The 13852-nt window shown below is 41.4% G+C and carries 11 protein-coding genes; 1 reads left to right on the forward strand and 10 read right to left on the reverse strand.

Annotated elements, in window-relative coordinates:
- Nucleotides 1-180: 180 nt before the first annotated feature.
- From DXB15_RS17440 to DXB15_RS11845, 10 genes are all read right to left on the reverse strand, one after another.
- Nucleotides 181-306, reverse strand: coding sequence for a hypothetical protein (locus tag DXB15_RS17440; RefSeq protein ID WP_256385919.1), 126 nt, complete (start codon nt 304-306; stop codon nt 181-183).
- A gap of 128 nt (nt 307-434) precedes the next feature.
- Entirely contained in the window at nt 435-1931 is a 1497-nt protein-coding gene (locus DXB15_RS11805) for a sodium:solute symporter family protein (protein ID WP_109214384.1), read from the reverse strand.
- Nucleotides 1932-2048: 117 nt separating this feature from the next.
- A complete protein-coding gene (locus tag DXB15_RS11810; protein ID WP_109214385.1) occupies nt 2049-2648 on the reverse strand; it encodes a nuclear transport factor 2 family protein in 600 nt (199 codons plus the stop codon).
- A gap of 12 nt (nt 2649-2660) precedes the next feature.
- On the reverse strand, nt 2661-3875 hold the full coding sequence (locus DXB15_RS11815; protein ID WP_118703055.1) for an MFS transporter: 1215 nt from the start codon (nt 3873-3875) through the stop codon (nt 2661-2663).
- A 28-nt stretch (nt 3876-3903) separates the two neighbouring features.
- Nucleotides 3904-5094, reverse strand: a complete 1191-nt coding sequence (locus tag DXB15_RS11820; protein WP_181369241.1) for an MFS transporter — start codon at nt 5092-5094, stop codon at nt 3904-3906.
- Nucleotides 5095-5264: 170 nt separating this feature from the next.
- Nucleotides 5265-5984: a cupin domain-containing protein gene (locus DXB15_RS11825; RefSeq protein ID WP_158582261.1), complete on the reverse strand. Its 720-nt coding sequence runs from the start codon at nt 5982-5984 to the stop codon at nt 5265-5267.
- Nucleotides 5985-6051: 67 nt separating this feature from the next.
- Entirely contained in the window at nt 6052-7056 is a 1005-nt protein-coding gene (locus DXB15_RS11830) for an NAD(P)-dependent oxidoreductase (RefSeq protein WP_109214389.1), read from the reverse strand.
- Nucleotides 7028-8266, reverse strand: coding sequence for a M24 family metallopeptidase (locus DXB15_RS11835; protein WP_109214390.1), 1239 nt, complete (start codon nt 8264-8266; stop codon nt 7028-7030). Before DXB15_RS11835 ends, DXB15_RS11830 begins: the two co-directional genes overlap by 29 nt.
- Before the next feature lie 332 nt (nt 8267-8598).
- Nucleotides 8599-9603 carry an amidohydrolase family protein gene (locus tag DXB15_RS11840; protein ID WP_109214391.1) on the reverse strand — a complete coding sequence of 335 codons (1005 nt, stop codon included), beginning with the start codon at nt 9601-9603 and terminating at the stop codon, nt 8599-8601.
- A 294-nt stretch (nt 9604-9897) separates the two neighbouring features.
- The gene (locus DXB15_RS11845; protein ID WP_109214392.1) at nt 9898-11400 is read right to left on the reverse strand and encodes a sodium:solute symporter family protein; all 1503 of its coding nucleotides are present in this window, start codon (nt 11398-11400) and stop codon (nt 9898-9900) included.
- A 297-nt stretch (nt 11401-11697) separates the two neighbouring features.
- Here DXB15_RS11845 and DXB15_RS11850 point away from each other — a divergent pair, with 297 nt between their 5' ends.
- Nucleotides 11698-13707 (forward strand): sigma-54-dependent Fis family transcriptional regulator, encoded by a 2010-nt coding sequence (locus DXB15_RS11850; RefSeq protein ID WP_118703056.1) that lies wholly within the window; start codon nt 11698-11700, stop codon nt 13705-13707.
- Nucleotides 13708-13852: the final 145 nt, after the last annotated feature.

The following is a 13852-nucleotide window of genomic DNA, read 5'->3' on the forward strand; positions in this document are numbered from 1 at the left end:
TGGTCTTTTTGTGATGTCCTTAATGGAATGGATATCCTCTACTATTCTTTTTCAACCTTACTACCTGAAGATATTGAAAGAATCCGGTAATCGCCCAGATTACTCCTACAACAATAATAATGTTCGAAATTGTATAAATTGATATATGTCCCATATCTTTCACCAGCCTTTTTCAAAATTCTATTTCGTGTTTTCCTGTTCTTTTCGTTTTTTTGCTTTTCCAACTCCAATCAGGCAGCTCACTGCAAAAAATGCCATAATGCACATTACACCTATCATATATACCTGAGCAACACTATCTGCCATAATATGTTCTCCTTCCTGTTATTTCTTTCTGTGTGTCAATGTGTAAATTAACTGACCGCATGCACACAGTACAAGAATTAATACGATTGTAATAATAAAAAGTTTTAAAAACATCCTGTACCTCCTGTCTAGTTCTGCTGCTCTCTCATTTTTGCTTCTGCGATCTTGTAATATCCCGGCTCGCCGTTTTTACTTACAAGATTACCGATCACGAGAATTACGATTGTCAGAATGCATGTTACATATGCATTCGGTAAAGTTACGCCGATTGCACCTGCAACAGCTGCCTGAATACCGGTAAAGGACCATAAAATGTTTGCAATCCAGGAAACTGCCAGTGCTGCGATTGCAACTTTTGAATTTCTTTTCCAGAACAGTCCAAATGCAACCAGGAAGAATACCGGAATTACCCATGAGAATACCCATCCGATCGCATCAAGAATCGTCGGTAATGCAGTTGATGTGATCATTGCACATACCGCCAGAATGACGATGAGGATTCTTGTCACATTTGTTGCCTGTTTCGGAGTTGCTTTCGGATTAATATAACCAAGATAAATATCATTTACCCAGATAGTGGACGGTGTTAAACTTGTCATTGCAAAGGTTGAAAGAATTGCTGCCAGCAATGCTGCCAGTAAAACAGCACTGATCCAGCCTGGTAACAGATCAACCAACATTGTCATAGCTGCTTCTTTTGCTCCGGCTGCCGCATATTCCGGAATCGCACGTGCTGCCAGACCAAGAATGACCGCAAACACACCGAATAAACCATTTAATGGAGCTGCCAGCCATACCGAACGACGGATCGTTTTCTCGTCCTTCGCACTCATCATCGTCTGCATCAGCATCTGGGAAATACCCTGACAGAATGTAACTGCAATAATCTGACCTACTGCAAAGGATATAAACAGGTTTGCATTTCCAAACACATTTGTCATAAATGATTCTTCACCTGTAAATGTATCCATAATAAAGTTAAAGTTTCCACCCGGCATCTTAAATGCTACTGCTACTGTCGCAATAATCAGACCAATATACATCACGGTTGCATTTACTACGTTTACAGCACCAAGCTCTTTCATTCCCGCAAAAACAACCCAGAGAATACCGATAATCGCACCTACAATAATAGAATTCTGAAGCGGCCATCCCGTCAGTGCGGTAATAACAATACCCATACCCTGACATTCCAGAACAAGTACACCCCAAACCTGTCCTGCCATCGTACAGGAAATAGCCAATGCCACTCCAGGACCATACATATCTTTTAAAAGTTCCGGTACTGTGGTGATACCAAAATGGCGAACCCACTGTCCGGTTGCAAAACAGGCTACAACAACCATTAAAACATGCGCCAGGCTGAACCAGATTGCTATTGCGCCCATTCCGTAAGACATTTCAAATACACCTGTAATATGTGCCGAACCTAAAACCGTCAACGCAATCGTCGGTGCCAGTGTAATAACTCCCATGTTACGACCTGCCAGAAGGAAGTCTTTATCATCCCCACTTACTGCTGCAGTATGGGCTTTCTTCTTTTCTACCGCCTTTAAAACTATTGAGACGATTGCTACCACTGCTATTTCATATATAATAACAGCAAGAATCAATCCAACTTTCATTTTCTACCTTCCTCTCCTTAACAAGAAAATTTTTTTAAAGAATTAGCGGACTCAGATAGAGTGCTAGAATATACACTTATGATTGATTCAAACATTGACACAGAGGAGCTACGCCAATTAATCAAATACTTTACCTGGATCCGGGATTGGATATTCTCCCTTCAGAATATTGTCACGTTGACCGGACCACCAGGCAACATTATTGTCTATCGCTTTTACAATTAAGTCCCAGTTTCCATCTGCCATATCGTAATAATATGCCAGACTGTCGTTCACTGCATCAATTTCGCAGACCTTGCCATCACGGAAGCGCCAGTATTCCACGACCCGCATTTCAACACGCATCCCTTCTCTGCGTTCGCCTTCCAGAAAGCCAGCGTATGCACCAATTGGGAATTCACCGGACCATATAAATTCCCATACTAACAAGTCCTCTGTTTCTACTGCAGATTTGTCCGTTATTTGAACATTTTTCCATCCGTTTCCATCTGCCCGGAAATAACGCGACATGGTTTCAACTGCAAATTCACCATCCATCCACCCCTGTTTTTCAACAGGATTAATCATATGGAATTCCGGCGTTCTATGCCGATAGTCTTCGGTACAACAATCCTTGAATACATCTTTATCTCCTGCAAACATTCTGTTTACCATGGCTTTTGCAAATTCCAATTTGCTTGTAGATTCTGTTGCTTTGATGACTTTTACTTCGTTCATTAAAAACCCTCCTTAATGTGTGGAATATTCCGATAAATCGTAATTGTGCTTTGGTTTAATCACAAAGGCCAAAATCATGGCAAGAGCACCACACACAATGTATAAAATTCCTCCAACAACACACTGTGTCCTTCCATCAAGTCCAAAGCTATTGAAGATAAATGGGGAAAGGAATCCACCAACGCCTATCATAAAGCTCACAATGGATATTGCCTTTGATTGATTTTTATATGGAGTCAAGCTACCATTCTTTGCATAAATACTTGGCATCAGAAACGCGGATCCGGCCCCCAGACAAATAGCACCTATAATAAAGACCCCGGTTGTAACTGCATTCGAAGCGATCAGTAACGCAACACCGCCAAGCCCCATGCCAATAAAAAGGGTGACATATTTAATCTTTTGGAATACTTTACCGAAAATCAGACCAAAAATAATGGTTCCGACATTAATGAACGCATAAATCATGCCGCTCTGAGCCGGCGTAGCAATCTGTTCACTGATAACAATCATTGCAACGTTTGTGATGAACACATAGAAGAAAATCCAATGTAATAAGGCAAAGATTGAAAACAACCAAACAGACCCGGGGACTTTGACATCCACGCTTTGATTACCCAGAACTTCCTTTTCAAATTCCATCTTGGCTTTCCGGTCAGGCTCCGGAAGGAAAATAAGAGGTATTGCGATAAACACAAAACCGAGAAGCACTGCCCAGAAGCAATAATACCATTGAATTCCTGCAAGCCAGCCTCCAATCAGCGTAAACGCTGCCCCACCAAGGCTATTAAAGGTATCTCGCATTCCTGTCAGCGTATGCTTTTCCTTTCCATCAAAGAAATCCACAATAAGGTCAATAGACAAAATAGTACAGAACCCAACTGCAAATCCGAGTATGATTCTGAAAATCAGAATTACATAAATGTTTGTATGGAAAACTGCAGGTCCTAAACCTCCAACCAGCAACAACACTGCACTCAGCCATAGAATCGATCTTTTCCGCACATGAGTGATGAGTGGCGTATAGAAAAATGGAACCACAGACATGATTAACGGTGGAACCGTTGAAATCATGCTTACGACAGTATAACTTGCGTCCGGAAATATACTCGCAATGGTTCCAAGTGCGGACGTCGCAGAGCCCATAACATTATTAAGCATTGCTACACAAAGTATTGCCAACTTAAGTGTCGCGTTGTTTTTTCTTGTTCTTTCATGTACTTGCATCTTTTTTCTCCTTTAAAAACTATAGTACCTATATGTCTCTTTTCACATCGATCCTCCTGTTTACAATGAACAGAAAAACCGCTGTTGCTACGAATAATATGGCTGTTAACCACATTTGCCCTCTTGCATCCAATCCGATATTATTGAAGATGTACGGCGAAATGAAGCTGCCGATTCCCAGAAACAGATAGGAAACAGAAACGGCTTTTGTTGCTCCTTCATAACGAACCAAACTGGTATTACGTTCCATAATTCCCGGAGTTACAATTCCACTACTGAAACCCAATAGAAACATTGCAACAATAAAACTCCCGATAGAACGCGCCATGAACGCAGTAAACATTGAAACCGCCGCCACCATCATTGCTAGTGGAAGAATGATATATCCCATTTTTTCGAGCAATTTCCCGAAAAAGGCAGAACTGATTACTGTACCCAGCGTCATAAAGGAGAAAATCAATCCTACCTGTGATTGCGCTGCGATTCCCTCAGTGATTAACACCGTTGATGCATTGGTAATAATTACATAAGCAAACAGCCAGAATAAGCACAGAAAGAATCCGGTAATCCAAACAGAAAAAGGAGTTTTGACCTTTTGGTGCGTTATATTTTGGTTTTCTACCTTCCGGTTCGCCAATTTTTTCTCTCGCATCGGTTCCGGTAAAAAAATAACTGGAAAAAGAAGAAAGATGACTGCTACGAGATAGGCAAAAAAGCAATAACTCCAATGATAGCTTGCTAAATATCCTCCTAATGTCTGGAACAGAATCCCACCAAATCCAGTAAAAGTAGAAGACCATCCAACCATTTTGGCACGTTCGTTTCCTTCAAAAAAGTCTACAATCAAGTCGATGCACAGCGGCATAAAGATCCCGCAAGCGACTCCAACCAGTAATCTGAGGAGCAAAATGATAAAAATATTAGAATTGATAAAGGCCGGACCAACACCTCCAACCAAGAACAGCACAGCTGTAATGATTAGTATCCAACGTTTTTTAAACAGCTGAACCAACTTGGGATAAAAGATTGGCATAATAGCCAACATAAGCGCAGGCAAAGTTACTATCATGCTAATCAATTGATACCCGGCATTCGGGAAAGCCTCGGAAATGGACTGCAATGCAGGTGTCGCTGCTCCCATTCCATTATCCTGCAAAGCAATCAGCAGAATCAGTATCTTTAGTACATTTCTGTTAATACCTTTTGTGTGCAAAGCCATACCTCCTTCTACATTTTTTCGTGTTGTTGATTCCTTGAAGTGTCTGTAGGACACAGACATGTTTACTTTATACATAGTATATCATGTTAAAAAAAACGGCAGACAAGTCATAATTTATAGATTTGTCTGCCGCCTTTTTAATACCTATGTTTGTTTGTAAAAACTGTTACCTAACGGCAAGGGCTTAATGATAAAGCAAAACGTACGCACTGTTTGCTTACATTTTCAATCTCCCATTTTGCTCCCATTGGAATAACAACAGCATCTTCCTGTCTGTTCATTTCCAGTTTTTCACCATCAACAGTTGCTACACACTGACCATTGTACATATATGCGATCACGTCAGATTTCGGAGTATCCAATGTCAGTTTTGCACCCGGATATACATCAACAATATGGAATTCCTGTGTCGGAGAACCTGTTATTTCTTCATCTGCCAGTGTAAAGAAAGTTACGCCTTCTTTTTCTGTTACTTTTGCATCATTTACGTTCTTGATATACGGCTCAGACTGTTTAAATCCTCTTGGACAGAGTGTAACAAGGAATTTCAGATTTGCTGTTCCGTCCGGATACATCTCATGGTCATAATTACCTGGTGTCCACATGATATCGCCTGCTTTGTAAGCATAACGTTTTCCGTTCATCATGGAATATCCTTCACCTTCCAGAATGTAGAAAATGTGATCTGCCGGACCGTGGTTTGCGATTAATGCAGCTCCGCCATATGTAATCTCACAGGTTGAAAAATACTGATATGTCCACTCTGTTCCTGCCGGATCATAGCCCATCTTTGCCGCATTTGCAAACGGTCTGGAATGTGCGCCTACGTGCTGAACCGGTGCCATATCTCTCATATCATAAAAATTCTGTACATATGCTTTAAAGCTCATAATAATATCCCCCATATCATCTTAATCTTTTTATTCAATATTTCCTGTTTTGTTTATCTGTTACCTGTTATCTCTTATATCCACATGCATCTTCCAGAACCTGTGTCAGAATAGAGAAATCTTTCTCTGCTCTGCCTGTTGCAGAAGCTGCCTGAAGCTGCTGTCTTGTGATTGCTGTAGCAGGCATGGATACGCCATACTGTTTTGCTGCATCAAACGCAAGATCCAGATCTTTCATCATCAGTTTTACAGTAAATGCCGGTGCATATTCGCCCTCTGCGATTAATTTTGCTTTATATCCGCAAAGTGGTGAACCTGCTGCAGAACCTGCAATAACTTCACAGACCTGAGCAACATCCAGTCCTGCTTTTTCGGATAATACAACTGCTTCTGCTTCAATCTGCATGGTAGATGCGATCATTGTATTGATTGCAAGTTTCAATACAACAGCCTGCTCTGCATCGCCAAGATAGAACTGGTTTTTGCCAAGAATTTCAAAATAAGGAAGCACAATATCATAAGTATCCTTATCGCCGGAAGCAAGAATACCAAGTGTTCCGTTCTGTGCCAGCATAGTACTTCCTGTAACCGGTCCACGGATCAGTTTACATCCTGCGCCTTCTACTGCAGCATTCAGTTCCTCGGACTCAGCCGGAGCAACAGTACTCATGTTGATCACGATTTTTCCTGCTGTCAATCCTGCAACTACACCATCCTCGCCCTGTGTTACGGATTTTAATGTAGGCCCGTCAGAAACACAGATGAAAATAATATCGCAATTTTCGCCGATTTCCTTTGGTGTTGCCGCAAGTTTGGCACCTTTTGCTACCAGTTCATCTGCCTTGGATGCAGTACGATTCCATACTGTAAGATCCTTTCCTGCATCAAGCAGACGATTGCTCATTGGCTTACCCATGTTTCCAAGTCCAATGTAACCTAATTTTGCCATTTTTTTATCCTCCTTTTTATATGAAGGAACTGTTATACCTTTTTCTGATTCCCCCTGATATAACAGTCCCTGCGAATCATTGAAACGTTTTGTTTTACGGGAACATACAGCCTGCAAAACCACAGGATACGATCTCGTCAGATGGGAAGTGTGTGATCACTTCGTGTCCGGTTTCTGTAACAACGATTTCTTCCTCGATTCTTGCGGAACCGGTACCGTCTTCTGACGGGCACCAGGTCTCAATTGCAAATGTCATACCCGGTTTGAACTCTAATGGATTATCCAGTGAGAACAGACGGGAAATTGCCGGATTCTCCCAAAGTCCAAGTCCGATGCCATGTGCAAACTGAAGCAGGAATGCCTCTTTTTCATCGTTAAATCCAAGTTCCTGTGCGGATGGCCATACTTTTGCAACATCTGCTGTCGTAGCTCCCGGTTTGATCTGGTCAATACCGTCACGAATCCATTTCAGTGCTTTTGCATACGCTTCTTCCTGTGCTTTTGTCGGTCTTCCACAGGAGAATGTACGGTAATAGCAGGTATGATATCCGTTATATACATTTCCTACATCAAAGTAAACCAGCTCACCCGGTCGGATCATACGATTGGATGTTGTATGGCTGTGTGGATTTCCACGCTGACCGGAAATACAGTTTACAAACTCTACAGACTCAGCTCCCCATTTAAATAGCTGATGCTGGATCAGTGCTGCCATCTCATTCTCGGTTGCACCCGGACGAAGGTTTTTCGCAACATCCCAGTATGCAGCATCAACCATTGCTGCTGAGCATTTCAATAACTGAATCTCGTCATCTGTCTTAATCATTCTCGCATTGACCATAACAGCCTGACCATCACCAATCTTGACACCTGCTCTTTCCAGCTCCTGATATAATGGAATATCCACAATATCAATTCCAAGCGGCTGATCAAAAACATCATGTTTTTTCAGGTAGCTGATAATTTCTTCTACTTCCTGCTGTACCATACCGACAGAAGCCGGAATGGAACCTCTCATAGAACCAACTGCAGGCATGATGTTTTCCGGACGAATCCATGAAACACGCTGTCTCTTGGACGGGCAGGCCGGATCAAACAGAATCGGCTGATCATATCCGTCAATCAACAAACAATGACGGTTCATTTTATTTCTGTTCCACTCGCCTACATGTGTACCTGTAATGTAGCGGATATTGTCAAAATCATAGCAGAGCAATGCTCCAAATTCTGACTCATGTAAAAATTTCTTTGCTCTTTCGAGTCTCTCTGAGTGAAGTCGCTCAAAGTTAATATTATCCTCGAAATCAACCCCGTTAAATCCTGATCTTGGCATAACTTTTTCTCCTCCTAATTTAATTTTCGGTTATGTGTTCTTCATGGCTTTATCCTATCCCCCCATCCTGCTATAAGGTCAATCACAAAGTCTCCACAAAAATAAACATATTTTTGCACAGTTAATCTTGTCTATTTCTTTGTTTTTTATACACATTGCACAATTTTATGTTTTTTAAGCTATAACATCATGCAACGCCAAACCTTATAGTCGACTATAGAGTTGTGATAACTAACTGTATTTCCAAACAAAAGAGAGCATCCAACAGCTTACACACGCCGTCAGATGCTCTCTTTTCCATGTTCAGACTGATTCTCTGCTCTATTTTTGTTTTATAAGTATAATCCTAATTTCTCTGCATTTTTATAATACAGTTTCTCTTTTTCTTCTTCTGTCATCGGACAGGTTTCCAGATATCCCACACATTCTTCCATATGCTCAAATGGATAATCTGTTCCCAGCATAATACTGTCAATGCCAATTGCAGCTCGTGTACACTCAAATGCCGGTATGGATGTATTTCCTGAAGTCGTCACAAAAATATTCTTTCCCCAATAAGCTCCCATCTGTTCCTTATTTTTTTGTTTTGGATTCGGCAGCCAGCTAAAACGATTCTCCATTCGTTCCATCAAGAATGGAAGTGCTTCTCCAAAATGTCCCAATACGACTTTCAGATCAGGGATCTCATCAAAAATTCCAGACAGGATCATGCGTACAATACTTCCCATTGTATCAATCGTAAACCCAAGTCCCGGTGCCGCCATTGCATAACCATATTCGTTAAACTTTGGCTGATGTGATACAGTCGGATGTAAATATGCAAAAATTCCAAGATCTGCAACTTTTTTCCAGACCGGCCAGAATTTTTTCTGATCCGGATCAATACCTGCACCATAATTGGAATGCGTCTGCCACATTACAAATCCATAGTCTTTCACACAATGTTCCAGTTCTTCCACTGCCGCATCTACATCCAGTATCGGTAAGATGGCTGATCCCAGAAACCGTCCCGGAAATTCCTGCATCACTTTATATAAAGCATCATTTGCCTTTTTGCAGGCAATGCGGCTTTCTTCCGGCGGCAATGCCTCAATACCCGGTGCCAGAGAAATGACTGCTTTTTCAATTCCAAGTTCATCCATTATCTTTAATCTGATATTTGCAAAATCCAGCAGATTTTCATAAAATTTATCCTGACACATCGCGATTCCTTCCAGCCAGTGAATCGTATTTGTTTCCTTATCCCAGTATGGATAATCTCCTTTTGCCCTGGACTGTAATGCCTCCACGGAACTAATGTCATAAAAATGGTTCTCCAGATCAATCTTCTTTATCATCTTATTCTTCTCCTTTTTCCTACTGCTTATTTTTTATTTCCTGCATTGCAGATAAATCCTGCGATCAGATAGATGGCAGGTACGATCATTACCAGTGCCATATACTGAACTTCTGCTATTTCATAGATAAATGTCATCTTCCACACTCCTTCTACTGTTCATCGTAATCTTTGATAAACACTCCGGCAATTGTTGCTGCAACTGCCAAAATGACACATACTCCAATTCCTTTTAACATAAACGCTGCAAACCAACTCATATTTACGCCTCCAATTCCATAATTTGCATGCATACTTATCTGATTCCATGTTCTTCCTTCCAGAGTATCATGTATCCTCGCTCACCTTTTGTTACTGCATAGGAGATCACTCCTACTACAATACAAACAATCAAAACAATATAAATCAGTGGCAGAGTAATGCCAAGTACAGATGGTAACGGTGTAAATGTATAAAGCAAAATTACGATCCACGAAACGCCCATCGTCGCTGCTGCACCAACCCGGCTCTGTTTCCAGAACAGACCAAACACCAATGTGAAAAATAACGGGGTAATCCATGCAAAGGACCAGTTTGCGCTGTTAATGATATTCGGAAGTTTGGAAGCAATTGCCATTGCAACAACACCGGTAATAACAATCATAATGCGTACAACCATTGTTTTCTGTTTTTCTGATGCGTCCCGATGTTTCAGAATATAAATATTATTTAAAAATATGGATCCAAGTGCCATGGTAGTGATTGCAAAAGTAGAAAGAATCGCTCCTAAAAATGCTGCCAGTAACAGACATACTACCCACCCAGGCATCATCTGTATAATAACCTGTGTACCAATTGCCTGTCCTGTCGCTTTCACACCTTCCGGAAGTGACAGATTTCCTGTTTCTACCATATATTTTCCTGCCAGTCCCATTGTCATGGTAATCAGTCCGAAAATACCATTTACCGGTGCTGATACAAGAACGGCCCGCTTAATATCTTTTTCACTTCTTGCAGCAATTGCAGACTGCACACCCATCTGTGAAACGGATTGTGCACAAAGCAATGCCAGAATATTATTTAGCGCAAATGAGAAAAATACTCCAGGTGCGCCAAAGAAATTTAACATATGCTCCTGACCGCTGCTCATAAAATATGCTTCAAAATCGCTCCAGCCATTTCCCGGAAGTACATGTCCTAAAATAATTGCTGCTGCGATCAGACCAACATACATTACGATTACATTCACAACATTGACCATACCGACTTCTTTCATTCCTGCTATGATCACATAAAAAATTCCAATGATTCCACCGATGATCGCTCCCATTGCAACAGATACCTTACCGGCAGATAATGCATTAAACACAGTTCCAAGCCCCTGCGTTTCGATCGTAAGAATAACAAATGTCTGAAGTGCTATTACCGCACACACAAATAACCGGATTTTCTGACCATACATTTTTCCAAATAATTCCGGCATGGTGGCAACTTTCAGTCTTCGTACCCATCGCCCGGTTCCAAGCGATATCATGATCAGTGGAAATATCGTTGCTATGGAAAACCATGCTACAACCGCCCCAAGATTAATCGCCTGCTGCATGATACCAAAAATTTTTACAGTACCCAGTAATGACAATGCCAGTGATGCCCCTACCACAGGCCATGTCATACTCTGTCCCCCTGTTGAGAAATCGTCTCCGGCCGCAGCCTGTCCGCCCTTATTCTTTCGCTCTTTCATCTTAAGGTATAGCGCACAGCCTCCGATTGATACGATTTCATACAAAATTACTACCGCTATGATTACCGAAGTGTTCATATCCTGTTTTCCTCCTTTCCAAGTCCCATACAGTCATTACATTTCCTTCCTCCTCTCTGTTTTTATATTCTTATTTATGCAACTTACATGCCAGTTTCTATTTTTACTTTTTGACTGGGTATTGCGCACGCTTTTTCTTTTTTGTGTCATTTTGTGCCATTTTGTGCCATTTTGCGACTGCCTGACGCATATTTTTCCCAATTATGACACATTTTGGCACACTCTTTCTGGCATATTTCTTGCAATGAACTATACTGACACTTATTTTCCATCCACAACAGAAGGAAGGGTATTTATATGTTATCTGAAAAGTATGAAAAATATATCATTTACGATCAACCGCTGCCGGAAGCAGACAAGGATATTTCCCCTCAGGTACTTGAAAGCTGGAAACGGTCAAAAAATTTCCAGCTTCCCTGGCAAAAACTGAAAGAATATCACTTATCGTCCCAGGTTCTGCAGGATATTCTTTCCAAAAACCAGTTTTTGCTTGAAACAGGTCATTCCTATATGACTACCTTATATCAGTATTTGAAAAATACCGGGATTCTGCTTTCCCTGACAGATGCACAGGGAACAATCATTGATTTTATCGGCGATAATATCACTCTGTCAGATATTACAGAACATACGAATCTGTATCTTGGTGCCATGCGCGATGAAAAACATGCCGGAACTACGGGGATCGGGCTTTGTCTTGTCACCCAATCTCCAACACAGATTCAGGGCGCGGAACATTATTGCCAGACCTTTCATCATTATATCGGAACCGCTGCACCAATCCGCGATCGCAACGGTCAAATTATTGGTGTTCTCGGTTCCGTTGCCCCCATTGAACAGGCCAACCAGAATTACATTCTGGCCATGATCTGTTCCGCTGCTGACAGCATCAGTAAAGAATTATCTATGGAGCAGAGCCTCAATCATGTCCGTAAAGTCAAAAATCAGCTCTCCGCCACCATAGAAGCAATTCCTAGCGGGATCCTGTTTACAGACACTCTCGGTGTCATTTTACAGCACAATCGGATTGCCTCACAATTGCTTGAATCCTATCAGAATCTCAAAGGTGAAAAAATAGATCAGCTTATTTTTCCAAAGGCTTCCGGGCAAAAAATAACGGATCTGACACAAAATATACATAATGTCGAATATAATATTATCGGATACTCCAAGCGTAAGAAATCCATTTCCATATCAACGTCCTTTGTATATGATCTGCACCACAAGGCAATCGGAAAAATCATTTTATTGGATGAAACAAACAAACTGCATCAGCTGGCCGGAAAACTCAGCGGACTACATGCCACTTACACCTTTGATTCTATCATAGGTTCTTCCCCGGAACTGTCAGCCGCAATCACCCTTGCGCGCACTGCTGCGGATTCATCCTCAAACGTTCTGATTCTGGGGGAAAGTGGAACCGGCAAAGAACTGTTCGCTCAGGCAATACACAATGCCAGCAATCGTGCAGATTTTCCTTTTGTAGCCATTAACTGTGGCTCTTTACCCAAAGAACTAATTGAAAGCGAGCTGTTCGGTTATGTTCCAGGAGCCTTCACCGGTGCTTCCAAAAATGGTCAGCCCGGAAAATTTGAACTGGCTAATGGCGGAACTATCTTTCTTGACGAAATTGGCGATATGCCACTTGCACTGCAGGTATCTCTGTTACGTGTCCTGCAGACAAAAACAATTACACGCTTAGGAGACACACCCGAAAGAAAAATTGATGTACGGGTTATCACTGCCACCAATGTTAACCTGATGGAAGCTGTTCATAACCAGACATTTCGAAGTGATCTTTACTACCGGTTAAATGTTCTTTCCATCGAAGTTCCTCCTCTGCGCGAGCGAAAAACAGATATTCCCGATCTAATTCATCACTTTATTGCAGAAAAAAGCCGGAATCTTGAGAAAAACGTCACAAAAGTCAGTCCTCCTGCTATCGAAGCACTATGCAGTTATACATGGCCCGGAAATATCAGGGAACTGGAAAACATCATTGAGCGTGCTGTAAACCTGGCAGACCAGGATTTTATTACACCGGAGCACCTCCCCCGTCAGATTTTTGAAGATCTGTCAAACACTTCATCCAACAACTGTAAGGATTCCAATGAAAAACCGGAATCTTCGGTCCTGACTTATCCTGCACAGAGCAACCTTGACTTATTTCTACAGGAACTGATTCAGGTTCTTCATGATGAGAAGGGAAATATTTCACAGGCAGCTAAACATTTTAATATCTCCAAACGGACACTTTATCGGAAAATAAATAAATATCAGATTAATTTGAAAGATTTTCGTTTTTGAACATTGGCTTCCCGGAAAGTTATGTTAAGGGGAGCAGAAAAACTTACCTTTGCAGCTAACAATCGCTTGCCAAGGAAAGTTTTTCCGCTCCCTTATCTCTGTTATGATACCAATATCTATCATTTTATTTTAAGATTTTGTAAAA

Origin of the sequence: Roseburia sp. OM02-15 (genome assembly GCF_003481835.1) — a bacterium.
Classification (GTDB): Bacteria; Bacillota; Clostridia; order Lachnospirales; family Lachnospiraceae; genus Eubacterium_I; species Eubacterium_I ramulus_A.

What these genes read in the sequence shown, in the direction of transcription:
- DXB15_RS11820 (WP_181369241.1), bottom strand. Translation starts at nt 5,094, where the DNA reads ATGGCTTTGCACACAAAAGGTATTAACAGAAATGTACTAAAGATACTG.
- DXB15_RS11850 (WP_118703056.1), top strand. Translation starts at nt 11,698, where the DNA reads ATGTTATCTGAAAAGTATGAAAAATATATCATTTACGATCAACCGCTG.
- DXB15_RS11805 (WP_109214384.1), bottom strand. Translation starts at nt 1,931, where the DNA reads ATGAAAGTTGGATTGATTCTTGCTGTTATTATATATGAAATAGCAGTG.
- DXB15_RS17440 (WP_256385919.1), bottom strand. Translation starts at nt 306, where the DNA reads ATGGCAGATAGTGTTGCTCAGGTATATATGATAGGTGTAATGTGCATT.
- DXB15_RS11845 (WP_109214392.1), bottom strand. Translation starts at nt 11,400, where the DNA reads ATGAACACTTCGGTAATCATAGCGGTAGTAATTTTGTATGAAATCGTA.
- DXB15_RS11840 (WP_109214391.1), bottom strand. Translation starts at nt 9,603, where the DNA reads ATGATAAAGAAGATTGATCTGGAGAACCATTTTTATGACATTAGTTCC.
- DXB15_RS11825 (WP_158582261.1), bottom strand. Translation starts at nt 5,984, where the DNA reads ATGAGCTTTAAAGCATATGTACAGAATTTTTATGATATGAGAGATATG.
- DXB15_RS11815 (WP_118703055.1), bottom strand. Translation starts at nt 3,875, where the DNA reads ATGCAAGTACATGAAAGAACAAGAAAAAACAACGCGACACTTAAGTTG.
- DXB15_RS11835 (WP_109214390.1), bottom strand. Translation starts at nt 8,266, where the DNA reads ATGCCAAGATCAGGATTTAACGGGGTTGATTTCGAGGATAATATTAAC.
- DXB15_RS11810 (WP_109214385.1), bottom strand. Translation starts at nt 2,648, where the DNA reads ATGAACGAAGTAAAAGTCATCAAAGCAACAGAATCTACAAGCAAATTG.